The organism is Vibrio sp. R10-SG3-ISO3 (genome assembly GCF_059834225.1).
This window is the reverse complement of record NZ_JCBDHE010000008.1, coordinates 1-15,753: the sequence shown is the minus strand read 5'-3', so window position 1 is coordinate 15,753 and position 15,753 is coordinate 1. Positions and strand designations below refer to the sequence as shown.

Below are 15,753 nucleotides of genomic sequence, written 5' to 3'. Positions count from 1 at the left end.
ATAATGAGATCGATTATCAACTGTAAGGTTGATGTGGGTATTGCGAACTTCCATGACAACGCATGATTTATTGGCACAGCGGCAGACAAATCGTCACGCGTAATCCACCTAGCGGACTGCGGCTCGCTTTGATTGTGCCACTGTGTTGGCGTATTGCGCTTTCGGTAATTGCCAGGCCAAGACCGGTTCCGCCGCTGTGTCTGTCTCGCGCCGTGGAGACTCGGTAGAAAGGTCGGAATATCGACTCCAGTTCATCGTCTGGCACCCCTTCGCCGTTGTCATCAACGATAACTTGGACGGCGTCATCGGCGACGTGAAGTTGGATGTCGATTTTGTCTTCGCCGTAATGAATCGCATTGCGCACTACGTTGTCCACCGCGCTCATGAGCAGTTTGGGGTTGCCTGAAATGGTGCGATTAGGAATCGCATCGTAGCGCAGGTTTTTACTCATTTGCTCTGCCTCAAATTGCGCGTCACAGAAGATGGCTTCCCACAAGCTGCTCAAGGCTTGTTTTTCTCGCACCATGTGACTGTTGACTTGAATGCGCGACAACTCCAACAGCTCACCAATCATCTGCTCAAGGCGCTGAGCCTCGGTATCGATGCGCGTCAGCTCGGTGCTCTCTCCTTGCTTACGCACGGCAAGACCGGTCGCCATTCTGAGCCGAGTGAGCGGTGAACGCAGTTCGTGAGAGATGTCAGAGAGTAAGCGCTGCTGCCCCGAGATCATCTGATTAACGGCTTCCACCATCTGGTTAAAACTTTCTCCGGCTTGACGAAATTCGCTGGTGCCTTTCTCCAACTGCGGGTCCACCTCAAATTCACCAGCGGCGACGCGTTTTGCTGCGCGTTCGAGACGTCTTGCAGGTTGGCTCAGTGCCCAAGCAAGCCACAACAGTAGCGGGGTGCTCACCAACATGACTGCCAGTAAAAGCTGGAGTGGTCGATCAAACAGATTAAGGATAAACGGCGCGGGTTGATTCCACTTGATGCCGACGTATAGCAACAGAGGCTGCTTGGCTAACGTCACCGGAATAGGGCCGGCAAGCATATAATGGCCGTAGAGCTTCTGCTTGGGCGCTTCGGCTAACTCGACGCTGGTGATAAAGTTTTGCAGTGCACGAATCTTGAAATCTTTCGGGTCTTGCGACGTCAGTATGTTGCCATCGATATCCGATACATAGAAACGCGGGCCGCTGTCTTTTGGTGGCCTTCCACCATCATTACCTTGCCTGCGTGGCCCTTCAAGTTGGAACAATATCCGCGCGAGGTTGGACTCTCCGGCAAAGCGTTGCTCGACTCTGTCTCGCACTTCCCTTAAGTCATTGAGGTGAGTGCTCGGAATGTCTCGTGCTTTTCTTGGATCGAGATGGGGGAGGGAGAGCACCGCCATCAGCACCAAAAACATGGTAAACCAAAAGATGGCGAAGATGCGTCCATACAAGCTAGTGATTTTCGGTAAACGCATCAGTTTTCCTCAACCAACAAGTAGCCGCGGCCACGTAAGGTTTTGATCCGTGGCTTGCCGTCAGCGCGCTCTGGCAGCTTTTTACGCAGGTTGGAGACGTGCATGTCAATGGCGCGATCAAACGCCGCCAGTCGCTTGCCTAGCACATCCAAACTTAACGCTTCTTTGGTGAGTGTTTCACCTGGGTTTTGCACAAAATGGCTCAACAAAGCGAATTCTGTGGTCGTCAGTTCGAGTAAGTCACCTTGGCAATAGGCTTCTTGCTTGCCCGGATAGACTTTAAGATCTTGGTATTCGATGCAGTCGCCGTTTTTGCTCGCCGATTTACCTTGGGTGCGACGCAGAATCGCTCGGATACGTGCGAGCAGTTCACGGTCACTGAATGGTTTGGGTAGGTAATCATCGGCACCGAGTTCGAGGCCGATGACGCGATCGATCTCTTCCCCTTTCGCGGTGAGCATCAGTACGGGTGTTTGCCACTTTTCTCGTAGACGTTTGAGTGTTTCCATACCATTGAGTTTGGGCATCATCACATCGAGCAAGATGAGATCAATCTCATCGCTGACCAGCGCTAATCCCTCTTCGCCATTGTTCGCTTCGGAGATGGTGAAGCCTTCAAACGTTAACACCTCAGTCAATAGCCCGGTGAGTTCGGTGTCATCATCAATCAATAATAGGTGTGCCATAGTTACCACTCTTACAAACGTCACTGAGTTAATAGTACTGGTAAATCGTCTGGAGATTGAGACTAATTTTTCCTCTTTACGATTCTTTACGCTGCCTAAACGTCACTTTACTTAGCATGGCCTATTCTACACTCAAGCGCTGTGAAGACAGCCCCACACAATAACTTGAACAAGAAAGGTAACGATTATGAACACTGCAAAAAAAATGGTATTGGCTGCTGTTGTCCTCCCTCTCACATTAGGTACTGCGAGCGCATGGGCGTTCGGTGGCGGTGGTAAAGATAACCACAAAGGGCCGCGTGATGAGTGTCGTGGTGGTCTGGATCGCGGCATCATGCGTCAACTGGACCTAACCGAAGAACAGCAAGCACAGCTTAAAGAGATGCGCGAAGCCGGTCGTGATGAAATGAAAGCGAAATTCAAAGAGAATTTTGAGTCACATCAAGCGCAGATGCAGGCGCACCGTGCGAGCGTGCAAGCGTTGGTACTGGCTGACACCTTCGATCAAGCGGCCGCACAAGAATTGGCGAAACAGATGGTCGACCAACAGACTGAGCGTCGTGTGAAGATGCTAGAGAAAGAACACAAAATGTTAAGCGTACTAACACCTGAGCAAAAAGCTAAGTTTGTTGAGCTGCAACAAGAGCGCGCGACAGAGTGTGGCGAGAAAATGCAAAAACGCATGAACAAAAACTGATCATCGCTCTCTACTGCCTTTGGCGACCTTCGGGTCGCCTTTTGTGTTTCTGGAGCTTGGCTGCACTTTCACCACACATAAGGTTATACTTAAGCCAATTTTTGCAATGGCTTAACGTAGAAAACGGATATGAAACAAGAATATGCACGTTTGGTGACGATGGCAGCATGGACCGCTACGCTTGTCGCCAGTGGCTTGCTGGTGGTCAAGGTGGGCGCTTGGTGGATGACGGGCTCAGTGAGTCTACTCGCGTCACTGATCGACTCTATGCTCGATATTGCCGCTTCGTTGGTCAATCTGGTGGTGGTGCGCTACTCACTTCAACCTGCGGATCGTGAACATGCGTTTGGTCACGGCAAAGCGGAATCGCTGGCGGCGCTGGCTCAAGCGATGTTTATCTCAGGCTCTGCGGTATTCCTGATTCTTAATGGTGTTGACCGATTTTTCCGTCCTCATGCCTTGGTGTCACCTGAATATGGCGTCTATGTGAGCTTTTTCGCCATGTTGGTGACGTTCGGTTTGGTCACATTTCAACGCCATGTGGTGAAAAAAACCGGCAGCCAAGCCATTGCCGCAGATTCATTGCACTACCAATCGGACTTATACATGAATGCTGCGATCATGTTGGCGCTTGGTCTCAGCTGGTTTGGTATTACTCAGGCGGATGCGGTGTTTGCCATCATCATCGGCGGGTACATTCTGTTTAGCGCCTATAAGATGGTCAAAGAGGCGATTCAAACCTTGCTCGATAGAAAGCTGCCCGATAAGGAGCTTGCTCAGATCAAAGCATGTTGTCTCTCTGTGGAAGGGGTGCACGGCGTGCATCAGTTACGAACTCGTATGTCAGGGCCGACGCGCTTCATCCAATTGCATCTTGAGCTCGACGATCATCTACCGCTGATTGAGGCGCATCGAATTTCGGATCGCGTAGAAGATTCGCTGTTGGCGACCTTCCCCGAAGCAGACGTATTGATCCACCAAGATCCCTATTCTGTGGTGTTCGGTAAAGAGCGTAAACAGAAGGTTCATCACTGGGAGTCTTAGCGAAGAGGCGACAAATGGCTGGGGGTTGGCTATCTTTCTAGCGAGTGAGTATTAACCTTGATACTGACGTGTATCAATTCCCGTTATGAGCAAAGCTGTAATACTCTTACATAAGTAGAAAACTTACATTAACGTCTACAAAATAAAAGTAGTATTCCTTGTGGGGCAAGGTAACATACTACGCAGTTAAAGGAATTTTGTTGGTGGCCGCCTGTAAACCACTAACGTAATATTTTGAAATAAGATTCCCAAAAATCGAGGGTGAGCATGATTAAGAAGATTGGTGTTTTGACAAGTGGCGGTGACGCCCCTGGTATGAACGCAGCAGTACGTGGCGTAGTCCGCACTGCACTCTCTGCAGACATTGAAGTATACGGAATTTACGATGGTTATCTTGGCCTTTACGAAAACCGTATCGAGAAATTGGATCGTTCGAGCGTTTCTGATGTGATCAACCGTGGTGGTACTTTCTTGGGCTCGGCACGTTTTCCTGAGTTCAAAGAGGAGTCGGTACGCCAAAAGGCGATCGAGAACCTGAAAGAGCACGGTATCGAAGCCTTGGTGGTAATCGGTGGTGACGGTTCGTACATGGGGGCGAAGAAGCTGACTGAAATGGGTTACCCATGTATCGGTCTACCGGGCACGATTGATAACGACATCGCGGGCACGGATTACACTATCGGTTATCTCACTGCGCTTAACACGGTTATCGATGCGATTGACCGTCTACGTGACACTTCATCGTCTCACCAGCGTATTTCTATCGTTGAAATCATGGGCCGCCACTGTGGCGATTTGACCCTGATGTCAGCGATTGCGGGCGGTTGTGAATACATCATCACCCCAGAAACGGGCCTTGATAAAGAGAAGCTGATCAGCAACCTCCAAGACGGTATCAAGAAAGGTAAAAAGCACGCGATCATCGCTCTGACTGAGCTGATGATGGATGCCAATGTACTGGCAAAAGAGATTCAGACTGCCACTGGTCGTGAAACTCGTGCGACCGTGCTAGGCCACATTCAACGTGGTGGTCGCCCAACAGCCTTTGACCGAGTTCTCGCGTCGCGTATGGGTAACTACGCCGTACACCTATTGATGGAAGGTCAAGGTGGCCGTTGTGTGGGTATCCAGAAAGAGCAACTGGTTCACCATGACATCATCGATGCGATTGAAAACATGAAGCGTCCAGTTCGTCACGATCTGTTCAAAGTCGCGGAAGAGCTGTTCTAATTAACAGCGCCCAACTGAGAACAAGCAAAAGGCCAGTATCATACTGGCCTTTTTGTTTTTCGTCTCACGTCAGAGTGGCGGCGCTAGTTAATGGCAGTCGAAATCAGATACCCAACAAAGGTCGCACTGACGACGCCAATAAACCCGGGCAGGATGAAGCTGTGATTGAGGACGTACTTGCCAATTTGCGTTGTCCCTGAACGGTCAAAGGAGATGGCCGCCAAATCACTGGGGTAGAACGGGAAGAAGAAGTATGCGTAACAAGCGGGCAAGACGCCGATAAGTACAGGAGCAGGAATGCCCATCGCAAAGCCAAGGGGGAGCATAATCGTCAGTACTGCGGCTTGGCTCTTCAAGAATACCGAAACCACAAACATCGCAATCGCAAACGTCCACGGGTGCGCTGCGACAACATCGCTGACTAAGCTGATTAGATAGGGTTTGTGATGGCCGATGATGGTGTCACTCATCCAAGCAATACCAAAGATGATGATGACCGCCGTCATCCCCGCAATAAAGACATTACTGTGAACAATTTTCTTCGGGTTCACTTTGGTGGTGAGCAATATCACTGCGCCGACCGACAGCATCAAAAACTGAATCGCGACCGACATTTTGACCCCTTGCGGCAGTAAGGCGAGATCTTTGCCAAACATGGCGACAAAAATCACCGTCAAGATACCAGCCAAAAAGATCCCAAGCCCTCGCTTCGCCATTTTCTGGTCATGTTGAACGTCTAGGCTCTCTTGTTCTTCATCGATTAATTGCGCTTTGAACTCAGGATCTTTGCAGCGTTCGATAAAAGCAGGATCTTGGTCGAGTTCTTTGCCGCGTTTTAGACTCCATAGACAGCCAATTAACACGCCCGTCAGGGTCGCAGGAATGGTGACCATGAGGACGTTAACCAGGCTGATGTCGAGATGGTTATCTGCGGCGGTCGCCATGACGACAGCGGCCGCTGCGGCGATCGGGCTCGCTGTGATCCCCATTTGCGATGCGACCGTTGCCATCGCCATTGGACGTTCGGGGCGAATGCCCTTCTTGTAAGCCACATCATAAATGACCGGCAGAAGTGGGTAGACTGAGTGACCGGTGCCGACCAGCACGGTCAGAGAGTAGGTACACAGTGGGCCAAGGAAGACGATTTGGTTGGGGTGTTTGCGCAGCAAACGCTCAGCAAATTTGACCAAGAGTTTGAGGCCACCAGTGGCCTCTAAGGTTGCAGAGGCAGCTACCACGGCAAGAATGATCAGCATGACACTGATCGGTGGGCTACCGGGGGCGATACCAAACACAAATGCAAGGACAGAGACGCCCAAGCCGCCAAGTAAACCAAACGCGATGCCGCCATGGCGAATGCCAACAAAAATGACGGCCAGCAGCAGCAACATATGTATATAAAACATGATCACATCCTGGGGGTAATAGATAACTGTGATTTATGCTACTCAAAACCCTTACGCTGGAATGTGAAGTTGTATGCTTATCTCGCGTGTCTGTTTTACAATCCGCCAGTTCTTTGTTTTTCGTCAATAAAAACCGCGCTATTTGCGTTTGTGCTCGCAAATTGTTCGTTCGACACTCGGCGAGATTCTTTGCGGTTTTGGAATTTCTGGTGCACGCCACGGCGCAATGCCTTGATGTGGTTTTCCGCTTTATCGACGCCCAGCAGCACACTTAATGTCAGTACGGTAATGACGATGGATTGTTGCTCATAGCCCAGCCCTGTCATCAGCCCAAGCGCCGCTAACACCCAAATGACCGCGGCAGAGGTGACGCCATGAATTTTGCCATCCAATGTCATCATCACGCCTGCGCCTAAAAAGCCAACCCCAGTAATGATCTGACCCAATACGCGGGCTTGGTCTAAGGTGTTCGGTGAGAGCGACACGGCCATCGACATAAAACAGTACGTGCCTGCGATAATAAGGATTGACGTGCGGATACCGACTGGCTTGCCGCGTGTTTGACGTTCGACACCAATAAGAATGCCGTTGATCGCGCAGCAAAGCAGTGCTGACCAAGAAAACGGACCGAGGTCTAACAAGGATGAGAGTGAAGGGTGCATGGTCTCCTCTGAGATGGGCATGAGTGATACTGGGAAACCGCAAAGTATGCACTGAGTGTCTCAGAGGAGCGAACAAAAGCTTTTTGTCGTCGGGATTACTCTAAATGTAAATCAAGGGGGGTTTTGCTTTTTCTGCCGCCGATCTCTCGCGTCAAGGTAGGCACAAGGTAACCAGATACGCGCTCGATCACTCCCGCCATGATGGTTTTCGCTTCGCTGTCTGAAATATGAAAATGCGCGCTGCCTTGCACCTTATCTAGCACATGCAGATAGTAGGGTAAAATGCCCGCATCAAATAGAGACTCGCTTAACGCCACTTGGGCATCGACATTGTCATTGATACCTTTCAGCATCACCGCTTGGTTCAACATGGTCACACCAACCTGCTTAAGCGCGCGCACCGCTTCGCTGAAGGGCGCATCAATCTCATTGGCGTGATTGATGTGGGTGACCATCACCACTTGCAGTCGCGTGCTGGCCAGCAGTGTGCACAACCCGTCTGTGACGCGAGCAGGGATCACCACAGGTAGGCGAGTATGAATGCGCAGACGCTTAATGTGCGGGATGGCTGCTATGGCGGAAATCAACCATTCCAGTTCACTATCTTTGGCCATTAATGGGTCGCCCCCCGAGAGAATCACTTCGTTGAGTTCGGTGTGAGCGGCGATGTAGTCGAGGTTTTTTTGCCAAACGGCTTTGTTGCCGCGATTGTCCTGATAGGGAAAGTGGCGGCGAAAACAGTAGCGACAGTTGATTGCGCAGCCGCCTTTGACAATCAAAAGCGCTCGATTGCGATACTTATGCAGTAAGCCCGGTTGGGCGTTATCTTGCTCTTCGAGTGGATCTTGGCTAAAACCTGGGTGCCATTCAAGCTCTTGCGCGACCGGTAAAACTTGGCGCAGTAAAGGATCCTCTGGGTTGCCCTTTTCCATGCGAGCAACAAAACTTAACGGGACGCGCTGAGCAAATTGTTTGCGTGCAGCAAAGCCGTCTTGCCACGGGGTGGGGTCAATCTCGAGATGTCGTAATAACTCGGCCGGATCCGAGATCCCACTTGCTAGTTGATTGAGCCAGTTTTGCTCAACAGATTCGACTTTTCGGGTTATGATAGGCGGCATTGAATTTAGCTCTAAGAATGTAAGAGGAAAAAATGGCTACAGTTAGCACGAATGAATTTAAAGGCGGCTTGAAACTCATGCTCGACAACGAGCCTTGTGTGATCCTTGAAAATGAATACGTTAAGCCGGGTAAAGGCCAAGCGTTCAACCGCGTAAAAATTCGTAAGCTTCTTTCTGGTAAAGTGCTAGAGAAAACCTTTAAGTCTGGTGACACATGTGAAGTCGCAGACGTTATGGATATCGATCTAGATTATCTCTATAACGACGGTGAATTCTACCACTTTATGAATGCGGAAACGTTTGAGCAGATCGCGGCGGATGCGAAAGCTGTGGGCGAGAGCGCAAAATGGTTGGTGGAAAACAACACCTGTATGCTGACGCTGTGGAACGGTAACCCTATCGTTGTAACGCCACCTAACTTCGTTGAGCTTGAAGTGACAGACACTGACCCTGGCCTAAAAGGTGATACACAGGGTACCGGTGGTAAGCCTGCTACGCTATCAACCGGTGCTGTGGTTCGTGTACCTCTGTTTATCTCTATCGGTGAAGTGATTAAAGTCGACACGCGCTCAGGCGAGTACGTGGGTCGCGTAAAATAATCACCCGATGCGTGATAGCGTGAGAAAAAGGCCACATCGTGGCCTTTTTTGTTTTTTCGGCTGCGGCAAAGTGTCACAATAGCCCGAGTTTGTTAGTGATATAGAGATCAAAGGTTCTGGTTTATGAAAGCGTCTTTGCAAATTTGGTTGGGTGCGGCTCGGCCAAAAACGCTGCCGCTGGCGCTGGTGTCGATTTTGACCGGTAGCGTGCTAGCGTACTCTCATCATGAGTTTTCTCTATCGATCGCGCTGTTGGCGTTTGCGACGGCGACCTTATTGCAAATTCTCTCCAACCTCGCCAATGATTACGGTGATGCCGTCAAGGGCACCGATAACGACAAACGTCTTGGCCCGATGCGCGCCATCCAGTCGGGCGCGGTCACGACCCAAGACATGAAGCAAGCGATCGTCATCAATGTCATCATGACGATATTGTCCGGGCTGGTTTTGGTCTTCTACGCCTTAGAGAGTGTGCAAAGCATCTTGGCCTTTGTCGGCTTAGGGGTACTGGCGATCATCGCTGCTATAGCGTATACGGTGGGGTCGAAGCCTTATGGCTACGTCGGGCTCGGCGATGTCTCTGTGTTTCTCTTTTTTGGTTTGCTCGGTGTGGCCGGGACCTATTTTCTTCACACTGGTGTTGTCCAAGTGTCATTGATTCTTCCGGCGATAGGCTGCGGGTTGTTGGCGGTTGCGGTACTGAATATCAACAACATGCGCGATATCGAGAACGATCAAGAGTGCGGAAAGCGTACGGTTGCAGTGCGCTTGGGCCAACAACGTGCGAAGCATTATCACTTTTTCTTGCTGGGCTTCTCTCTGTTAGCCTTTGCGCTCTACTTACTTCATCAACCAGAACCAATGTGGGTCAGCTTGCCGTTTTTGCTCAGTGTACTGGTGGTGTTTAAACATGGCCGAGCGGTCTGGTTGGCGAATAAACCCGCTCAGATTGCGCCGATGATGCCGGTGATTGTTAAATGCTCCTTGCTGACTAACCTGCTGTTTGCTGGCGTGGTCGTCGTGCAAACACTGATGAGAGTCTGATCACCTTCACAAGAGCTTGTATTATTGCGCCTTGTCATTGCAATGACTTAATGACCGGATATACTCGAGTGAGTCAACCAACGGTTTGGGAAGGTAACTCATGGAATACAATACGTCCGCTTTGTGTGATGTTTATATGGATCAGGTCGATGTGGTCGAGCCCATGTTCAGCAACTTTGGCGGCAGTGCGTCATTCGCTGGCCAAATCACAACGGTGAAGTGTTTTGAAGACAACGGGCTGATTCGTGAAGTGCTCGAACAAGACGGCTTAGGCCGTGTGCTGTTGGTCGATGGTGGCGGTTCGCTAAGACGTGCGCTCATTGATGCTGAGCTCGCTTCTCTTGCTGAAGAGAACGAGTGGGAAGGCATTGTTGTCTATGGCTGCGTACGTGAAGTCGATGAGTTAGAAGACATGAGCATTGGTATTCAAGCCTTGGCCTCGATTCCGGTTGGTGCGAGCTCACAAGGCGTGGGTGAAACGGAAGTGGCCGTCAACTTCGGTGGCGTGACCTTCTTACCCGAAGACTACCTTTATGCCGACAACACAGGCGTGATCCTCTCCCAAGAGCCACTTGATATAGATTTAGACGTCGATGAGACCGATGTCGTCGATGAGACGCTCTAAATCACCACACCAGCTTCTCACCACACCAGCTTCGGCTGGTGTGTTCGTTTCTAGGCCTTACTTTCCTTTAAATCCTGACTCATTTTGAACGTTTTACGGGTGTCGCGGTGCAGACAAGTGAGCGCTGCGCAGTTTGAGCGCGTAGAGGTAGGCGAGTACACCGCCGATGACATTGCCAACGGCAATGCCGATAAACAGTCCTTCAATGTCATACCAAAGACTGCCAACCCAGGCACAGGGTAGGGTGAAAATGAACAGACGCATAAAGCTCCACTGAAACGCTTTAAGCGGTTCATGCAGCGCATTCAGCCCTGAGACCAGCATCATTAACATTCCTTGAAACCCGTAGCTAAAGGGCACAACGAGTAAGTAGTGCCACAACAGATCTCTGACCGCTTGCTCTTGAGAAAACAGAGAGGAGATGGGTATGCTCAGCGGCACCATCATGACAAAAATCCCCAATTGGAAAATCAGTGCAAAGCGCATGGTGAGGAACAAACCGGCGAAGCCGCGCTGCGGATTTTTCGCGCCCAAGTTCTGAGCCATAAACGGAGTCAGGGCAGAGGTGAGCGACATCAGCACCAAGATAAGAATCGACTCCACCCGCTGCGCTGCACCGTAGGCCGCTACGGCACTGGTGCCGTGCGTCGAAAGCAGTATCATCAGAATCGCACCTGAGAGCGGTGTCATGGCATTTGACAGCGCCGCCGGCGTGCCGATTTTTAGAATGGATTGGCAATCACTGCGAAGGGTGGTGAGGTCTGGTTTGGCGAGCAACTTCTCGCGCCGCGTGAGCACGTACAAGGAGCCTAACAGTGCCCCCGCCCAACTAAGAGCGCTTGCGATCGCCGCGCCTTGAATCCCGAGTGCAGGAAACGGGCCGTAACCAAAAATCATTAAAGGATCGAGCACGCCATTAATCACGCCGGCCAGCATCATGATTTTAGCCGGGGTTTTGGTATCCCCCGTAGCGCGAATCGCGCTGTTTCCCGCCATCGGAATGACGAGCAGCGGTATGGTTAAATACCAAATCGCCATGTATTGGTCGATAAGGGGAAGCAAATCTGGCTCAGCGCCCAGCAGTAGAAAGAGCGGTTCAATCGTCAGTAATCCACAGATGGACGCCAACGACACTAAGGTGACTGCCAACAGTAAACCGTGGGTCGAAAATCGCGCTGCATCGTTGGTATGGCCTTGGCCAAGTAGACGAGCAATGTTGGTGGAGATGCCCATTCCTATGCCCATAGTGATGCAGTTGACGGCAAAGGTGACAGGAAAGGTATAGCTGACCGCTGCCAGCGCTTGGGTACCGAGCAGAGAGATAAAAAACGTATCGACCAGATTGAACATCAAAATAGCGATCATGCCAAAGGTCATCGGCACGGTCATTTGGCGCAAAACGTCGGGAATGTGACCCGTTAACAGGCCATGTTTATCTTGCATCGAGGACGTCAACTCTCACGGGCGGAAAAGCGTAGCATACTTTATCTGCTCTATGACGACCAACCCCCATCGTTGAGATGGTGTGAGGCGTACATATTTGGGCCGGCTTTGGGTTTTGTACCGCGGCAACAAAAAAGGCCAGCGCAAGCTGACCTTTGTCTATGTCCATAAAGGATTGGATTAAGCTTTTGCTGCCGCCGCCGCTTTTGCAATCGCTGCAAAGCTCTTCGCGTCAAGAGAAGCGCCGCCAACGAGAGCACCATCGATGTCTGGCTGTGAGAAGTACGCTTCTGCGTTTTCTGGCTTCACAGAACCGCCGTACTGGATGATCACTTGCGCAGCAACCGCTTCGTCTTTTGCCGCGATAAGTGCGCGGATAGAAGCGTGAATGCGTTGTGCATCTTCTGCCGTCGCTGCTTTGCCTGTACCGATAGCCCAAATTGGCTCGTATGCGATGATGGCGCCGTTTAGCGCTTCAACACCGTAAGTGTCGATCACTGCATTGATTTGACGAGCACAGACGGCTTCCGTTTCGCCCGCTTCGTTTTGCGCTTCAGATTCACCGATACAGAAAACAGGGGTTAGACCGTTTTCTTTTAGGAAGTTGAATTTCTTTGCGATGAACTCGTCAGATTCGTTGTGGTATTCACGACGCTCGGAGTGGCCGATGATGATGTGAGAAGCACCGAAATCTTTCAGCATTTCTGGCGACATGTCACCTGTGAAGGCACCGCTGTTGTTGAGGTCAGTGTTTTGTGCACCCAGGATAATCTTGTTACCGCCTTCTGCGATGACACGCTCAGCAAGGTCGATGTAAAGTGCTGGTGGCGCAACGGCTACGTCGACACCTTCGACGCCTTCAAGCTCAGCGTTTAGACCCGTTAGCAGCTCAGTGACCATTGCTTTGCTGCCATTCAATTTCCAGTTACCCATCACTACAGGACGACGCATAGGAATACTCCCTTCTCTTTTTAACGTAGAACGTTCATTAATGTAAAAAATCTGGGTAGGAATATAACAGATTAAATGGTCCAGATCATGATTACCGTCATGTCTTATTGGGTTTGTAAACCTTTTGCCGACTGCCTTGCGCATGGATTTAGCATAACTGACCGCTCTGGCAGTGATCCCGTAGACAGAATCGCTGGCATCGAGTGCGAAATAAGTACAGAAATTGATAATAGTGGCGTATACCTATCCAACCAGCGCACTAAAAAGGGAACAACATCGATGCCAAACCTAGTTATGGAATACTCCAACTCTGTGGATGAGCGTGTTAATGTGCAAGGATTACTCGAGGATTTGCATTTCGTGGTTTTACAATCAGGCCTGTTCGACACCTTATCCGTCAAGTCTCGCGCATTGCGCTGCCATCATTGGCTGCTTGGGGATGAAGGTGACAGTAGCGATTTTATTCATATTGGCTTCGAGCTGTTGGCGGGAAGAACTGAGGAACAGAAGCGTGATTTATCTCGTCAATTAATGGCGGTGTTGCAACAACAAGCGGGACACGTGCGTAGCTTAACCGTTAATATTCGCGATATGGACCCGAGCTGTTTTCAAAAAATCATCAATTAACCATTAGGGAATACGATGTCAATTAAAGCACTGCTGTTTTCATTTCAAGGCCGCATTGGTCGTAAGGTTTATTGGCTGTGGAATGTGGTTTACTACCTAGTGATTGTAAGCTTCGCTGCGACACTCAACGCGGTTATTCCAGCGACGGCCCATCTCATCCTGCCGGTGTTCCTTGTCATCGTGTTGATTCCTGACTTAGCCATCACCGCCAAGCGTTGGCATGACAGAGACAAATCCAGTTGGTGGCTGTTACTGAATGTTCCACTTGTTATCGGACGTATGACGATGCCAGTGGGTGACCCTGGGCAAGTTGCTCAACCGGCGGCGCTGCAAACCGCCATTTCGGTCGTCGCGATGATTTGCGGAGTGTGGATTTTGGTCGAGTGCGGCTTCTTTAAAGGCACAGAAGGCGAGAATCGTTTCGGCCCGCAGCCAGAATAATCAGCTGTTCTATAGTAAGAGAGTTTTTATCACCCTAGGCTATTTACGAAGAAGGACTTCTTCCACTTTGTGGTTGAGTCCTTTTTTTAGGATCAGCTGCGCCCGCTCGCGAGTGGGTAAGATGTTGTTGCGCAGGTTAATACCATTGATGGAATGCCAGATCTCCTTTGCCTTATCTATCGCCTGCTGTTTCGACAACTGGGTGTAGTGGCTGAAGTAAGACCCCGGTTTAGTGAAGGCGCCGGAGCGAAATTTTAGAAAACGCTCAATATACCACTGCTCAATCACCTCACTGTTGGCATCGACATAGAGGGAGAAGTCTAAGAAGTCGGAGACAAACACACGATGAGGATCGTGTGGGTAATCCATCCCACTTTGTAACACATTGAGCCCCTCTATAATCAGCACATCAGGTCTATCCACCACTTTGACTTCATCGGTGATGTCATAGGTGATGTGAGAGTAGACCGGCACTTCCAAGTTGGGCTTGGCGGCTTTGACGTCTGAGACGAATTGTACCAAACGCTTGATATCGTAAGATTCAGGAAAGCCTTTACGGTGCATAATGCCACGTTCATCGAGTACGCGCTTAGGGTAAAGAAAGCCATCGGTGGTCACCAGCTCGACTTTTTGATGGTTATCCCAACGTGACAGCAGTGCTTGGAGTAAACGAGCGGTGGTGCTTTTGCCGACCGCCACACTACCGGCAATCCCAATAATAAAAGGTGGAGCACTCTCTTGGTTGCCCAAGAAATTGTTCAGGACGGTATTGCGACTTTGCCGAGCGGCGACATAGAGATTAAGCAATCGCGCTAGGGGCAGATAAATCTCAACAGCTTCTTCCATCGTCAGGCTTTCGTTCACGCCTTGCAGCTCCCGCAAATCCTCTTCAGACAACGTCATGGGCACAGAATTGCGTAATTCTGCCCACTGCTGTCGGGTAAAAGAGAGATAGGGAGTCATGTGTCGTCCTAACCTGAGTTGAAGATGCGAGCAGCGACATTACAACAACGGACTTAGATTGCAAACGAGATGATCGATATTCGCGTGATTTGCCCGACAATTTGCTCGATTTTTCAACAAAAAAGCAGAAAGTATCCAATTTGGCATTTTTTTTTGGATTTGCTATTGCAAGGTAGAAAATCATTCAATAGAATGCGCACCACTTATGCCGACTTAGCTCAGTAGGTAGAGCAACTGACTTGTAATCAGTAGGTCACCAGTTCGATTCCGGTAGTCGGCACCATTTCTCTATGCATCTCCTTTAGAGAGCGAGAAATAGATAAAAATTTGGAGGGGTTCCCGAGTGGCCAAAGGGAGCAGACTGTAAATCTGCCGGCACTGCCTTCGATGGTTCGAATCCGTCCCCCTCCACCATATTCTTTAGGAAATAGCTCGAAGAGTTACGTGTTGCGGGCATCGTATAATGGCTATTACCTCAGCCTTCCAAGCTGATGATGCGGGTTCGATTCCCGCTGCCCGCTCCACTCATTATGAGTGCTGATATAGCTCAGGTGGTAGAGCGCATCCTTGGTAAGGATGAGGTCGGCAGTTCGAATCTGCCTATCAGCACCAGCTCTCAAGCGAACTTTTCCTTTTGATACTTTCTTTTTACTAAACTACGTTTAGTGATTGAGAATAAGTTTATCACCAATTTGTTTGGTTACGTGGTCTTGCGCCACTTAAAATCCGTACCTAGAGGGACTACTCAT

General features: G+C 50.2%; 16 protein-coding genes and 4 tRNA genes. 12 read left to right on the top strand and 8 right to left on the bottom strand.

Features of this window, described 5'->3' with window-relative positions; genetic code table 11:
* Nucleotides 1–67: 67 nt before the first annotated feature.
* Nucleotides 68–1,468, bottom strand: coding sequence for an envelope stress sensor histidine kinase CpxA (gene cpxA, locus AC6R1A_RS01160; protein ID WP_500631023.1), 1,401 nt, complete (start codon nt 1,466–1,468; stop codon nt 68–70).
* Nucleotides 1,468–2,154: a response regulator gene (locus AC6R1A_RS01155; RefSeq protein ID WP_500633102.1), complete on the bottom strand. Its 687-nt coding sequence runs from the start codon at nt 2,152–2,154 to the stop codon at nt 1,468–1,470. The genes cpxA and AC6R1A_RS01155 overlap by 1 nt, the downstream gene beginning before the upstream one ends.
* A gap of 187 nt (nt 2,155–2,341) precedes the next feature.
* Between AC6R1A_RS01155 and AC6R1A_RS01150 the strand changes: the two genes are divergently transcribed.
* From AC6R1A_RS01150 to pfkA, 3 genes are all read left to right on the top strand, one after another.
* Nucleotides 2,342–2,851, top strand: coding sequence for a CpxP family protein (locus tag AC6R1A_RS01150; protein ID WP_334555638.1), 510 nt, complete (start codon nt 2,342–2,344; stop codon nt 2,849–2,851).
* A 129-nt stretch (nt 2,852–2,980) separates the two neighbouring features.
* Nucleotides 2,981–3,895: a CDF family cation-efflux transporter FieF gene (fieF, locus tag AC6R1A_RS01145; RefSeq protein WP_500633103.1), complete on the top strand. Its 915-nt coding sequence runs from the start codon at nt 2,981–2,983 to the stop codon at nt 3,893–3,895.
* Between the two features lie 267 nt (nt 3,896–4,162).
* A complete protein-coding gene (gene pfkA / locus AC6R1A_RS01140; RefSeq protein ID WP_334555636.1) occupies nt 4,163–5,125 on the top strand; it encodes a 6-phosphofructokinase in 963 nt (320 codons plus the stop codon).
* Nucleotides 5,126–5,208: 83 nt separating this feature from the next.
* Here pfkA and AC6R1A_RS01135 read toward each other — a convergent pair whose 3' ends face one another.
* The 3 genes from AC6R1A_RS01135 to epmB all read right to left on the bottom strand — a co-directional run bounded on the left by AC6R1A_RS01135 (nt 5,209) and on the right by epmB (nt 8,311).
* The gene (locus tag AC6R1A_RS01135) at nt 5,209–6,531 is read right to left on the bottom strand and encodes an anaerobic C4-dicarboxylate transporter (protein ID WP_500631024.1); all 1,323 of its coding nucleotides are present in this window, start codon (nt 6,529–6,531) and stop codon (nt 5,209–5,211) included.
* A gap of 95 nt (nt 6,532–6,626) precedes the next feature.
* Complete coding sequence (locus AC6R1A_RS01130; protein WP_334555634.1) at nt 6,627–7,193, bottom strand: MgtC/SapB family protein; 567 nt, start codon at nt 7,191–7,193, stop codon at nt 6,627–6,629.
* A gap of 95 nt (nt 7,194–7,288) precedes the next feature.
* The gene (gene epmB, locus AC6R1A_RS01125) at nt 7,289–8,311 is read right to left on the bottom strand and encodes an EF-P beta-lysylation protein EpmB (RefSeq protein WP_500631025.1); all 1,023 of its coding nucleotides are present in this window, start codon (nt 8,309–8,311) and stop codon (nt 7,289–7,291) included.
* Between the two features lie 32 nt (nt 8,312–8,343).
* Between epmB and efp the strand changes: the two genes are divergently transcribed.
* From efp to rraA, 3 genes are all read left to right on the top strand, one after another.
* The gene (gene efp, locus AC6R1A_RS01120) at nt 8,344–8,910 is read left to right on the top strand and encodes an elongation factor P (RefSeq protein WP_334555632.1); all 567 of its coding nucleotides are present in this window, start codon (nt 8,344–8,346) and stop codon (nt 8,908–8,910) included.
* A 123-nt stretch (nt 8,911–9,033) separates the two neighbouring features.
* Nucleotides 9,034–9,954, top strand: a complete 921-nt coding sequence (locus AC6R1A_RS01115) for a 1,4-dihydroxy-2-naphthoate polyprenyltransferase (RefSeq protein ID WP_500633104.1) — start codon at nt 9,034–9,036, stop codon at nt 9,952–9,954.
* Between the two features lie 100 nt (nt 9,955–10,054).
* Complete coding sequence (gene rraA, locus AC6R1A_RS01110; RefSeq protein ID WP_334555630.1) at nt 10,055–10,579, top strand: ribonuclease E activity regulator RraA; 525 nt, start codon at nt 10,055–10,057, stop codon at nt 10,577–10,579.
* A gap of 93 nt (nt 10,580–10,672) precedes the next feature.
* Here the strand turns inward: rraA and AC6R1A_RS01105 are convergent, their stop codons facing one another.
* The gene (locus tag AC6R1A_RS01105) at nt 10,673–12,022 is read right to left on the bottom strand and encodes an MATE family efflux transporter (protein ID WP_500631027.1); all 1,350 of its coding nucleotides are present in this window, start codon (nt 12,020–12,022) and stop codon (nt 10,673–10,675) included.
* A 180-nt stretch (nt 12,023–12,202) separates the two neighbouring features.
* On the bottom strand, nt 12,203–12,973 hold the full coding sequence (gene tpiA / locus AC6R1A_RS01100; protein WP_010445251.1) for a triose-phosphate isomerase: 771 nt from the start codon (nt 12,971–12,973) through the stop codon (nt 12,203–12,205).
* Between the two features lie 279 nt (nt 12,974–13,252).
* On the opposite strand from tpiA, the gene AC6R1A_RS01095 reads away from it, so the two are divergent.
* Complete coding sequence (locus AC6R1A_RS01095) at nt 13,253–13,600, top strand: 5-carboxymethyl-2-hydroxymuconate Delta-isomerase (RefSeq protein WP_334555628.1); 348 nt, start codon at nt 13,253–13,255, stop codon at nt 13,598–13,600.
* Between the two features lie 15 nt (nt 13,601–13,615).
* The gene (locus AC6R1A_RS01090; protein ID WP_500631028.1) at nt 13,616–14,041 is read left to right on the top strand and encodes a DUF805 domain-containing protein; all 426 of its coding nucleotides are present in this window, start codon (nt 13,616–13,618) and stop codon (nt 14,039–14,041) included.
* Nucleotides 14,042–14,080: 39 nt separating this feature from the next.
* Here AC6R1A_RS01090 and coaA read toward each other — a convergent pair whose 3' ends face one another.
* On the bottom strand, nt 14,081–15,004 hold the full coding sequence (gene coaA / locus AC6R1A_RS01085) for a type I pantothenate kinase (protein ID WP_500625634.1): 924 nt from the start codon (nt 15,002–15,004) through the stop codon (nt 14,081–14,083).
* 207 nt (nt 15,005–15,211) lie between these two features.
* Between coaA and AC6R1A_RS01080 the strand changes: the two genes are divergently transcribed.
* The 4 genes from AC6R1A_RS01080 (at nt 15,212) to AC6R1A_RS01065 (ending at nt 15,616) form a co-directional block, all read left to right on the top strand.
* Nucleotides 15,212–15,287 (top strand) — tRNA-Thr (locus tag AC6R1A_RS01080).
* Between the two features lie 46 nt (nt 15,288–15,333).
* Nucleotides 15,334–15,418, top strand: a tRNA-Tyr gene (locus AC6R1A_RS01075).
* Between the two features lie 35 nt (nt 15,419–15,453).
* Nucleotides 15,454–15,528, top strand: a tRNA-Gly gene (locus AC6R1A_RS01070).
* Between the two features lie 12 nt (nt 15,529–15,540).
* A tRNA-Thr gene (locus tag AC6R1A_RS01065) sits at nt 15,541–15,616 on the top strand.
* The last annotated feature ends 137 nt before the right edge of the window (nt 15,617–15,753 follow it).

Coding starts and splice junctions, on each gene's coding strand:
- cpxA (WP_500631023.1), bottom strand. CDS start 1,468: ATGCGTTTACCGAAAATCACTAGCTTGTATGGACGCATCTTCGCCATC.
- AC6R1A_RS01155 (WP_500633102.1), bottom strand. CDS start 2,154: ATGGCACACCTATTATTGATTGATGATGACACCGAACTCACCGGGCTA.
- AC6R1A_RS01150 (WP_334555638.1), top strand. CDS start 2,342: ATGAACACTGCAAAAAAAATGGTATTGGCTGCTGTTGTCCTCCCTCTC.
- fieF (WP_500633103.1), top strand. CDS start 2,981: ATGAAACAAGAATATGCACGTTTGGTGACGATGGCAGCATGGACCGCT.
- pfkA (WP_334555636.1), top strand. CDS start 4,163: ATGATTAAGAAGATTGGTGTTTTGACAAGTGGCGGTGACGCCCCTGGT.
- AC6R1A_RS01135 (WP_500631024.1), bottom strand. CDS start 6,531: ATGTTTTATATACATATGTTGCTGCTGCTGGCCGTCATTTTTGTTGGC.
- AC6R1A_RS01130 (WP_334555634.1), bottom strand. CDS start 7,193: ATGCACCCTTCACTCTCATCCTTGTTAGACCTCGGTCCGTTTTCTTGG.
- epmB (WP_500631025.1), bottom strand. CDS start 8,311: ATGCCGCCTATCATAACCCGAAAAGTCGAATCTGTTGAGCAAAACTGG.
- efp (WP_334555632.1), top strand. CDS start 8,344: ATGGCTACAGTTAGCACGAATGAATTTAAAGGCGGCTTGAAACTCATG.
- AC6R1A_RS01115 (WP_500633104.1), top strand. CDS start 9,034: ATGAAAGCGTCTTTGCAAATTTGGTTGGGTGCGGCTCGGCCAAAAACG.
- rraA (WP_334555630.1), top strand. CDS start 10,055: ATGGAATACAATACGTCCGCTTTGTGTGATGTTTATATGGATCAGGTC.
- AC6R1A_RS01105 (WP_500631027.1), bottom strand. CDS start 12,022: ATGCAAGATAAACATGGCCTGTTAACGGGTCACATTCCCGACGTTTTG.
- tpiA (WP_010445251.1), bottom strand. CDS start 12,973: ATGCGTCGTCCTGTAGTGATGGGTAACTGGAAATTGAATGGCAGCAAA.
- AC6R1A_RS01095 (WP_334555628.1), top strand. CDS start 13,253: ATGCCAAACCTAGTTATGGAATACTCCAACTCTGTGGATGAGCGTGTT.
- AC6R1A_RS01090 (WP_500631028.1), top strand. CDS start 13,616: ATGTCAATTAAAGCACTGCTGTTTTCATTTCAAGGCCGCATTGGTCGT.
- coaA (WP_500625634.1), bottom strand. CDS start 15,004: ATGACTCCCTATCTCTCTTTTACCCGACAGCAGTGGGCAGAATTACGC.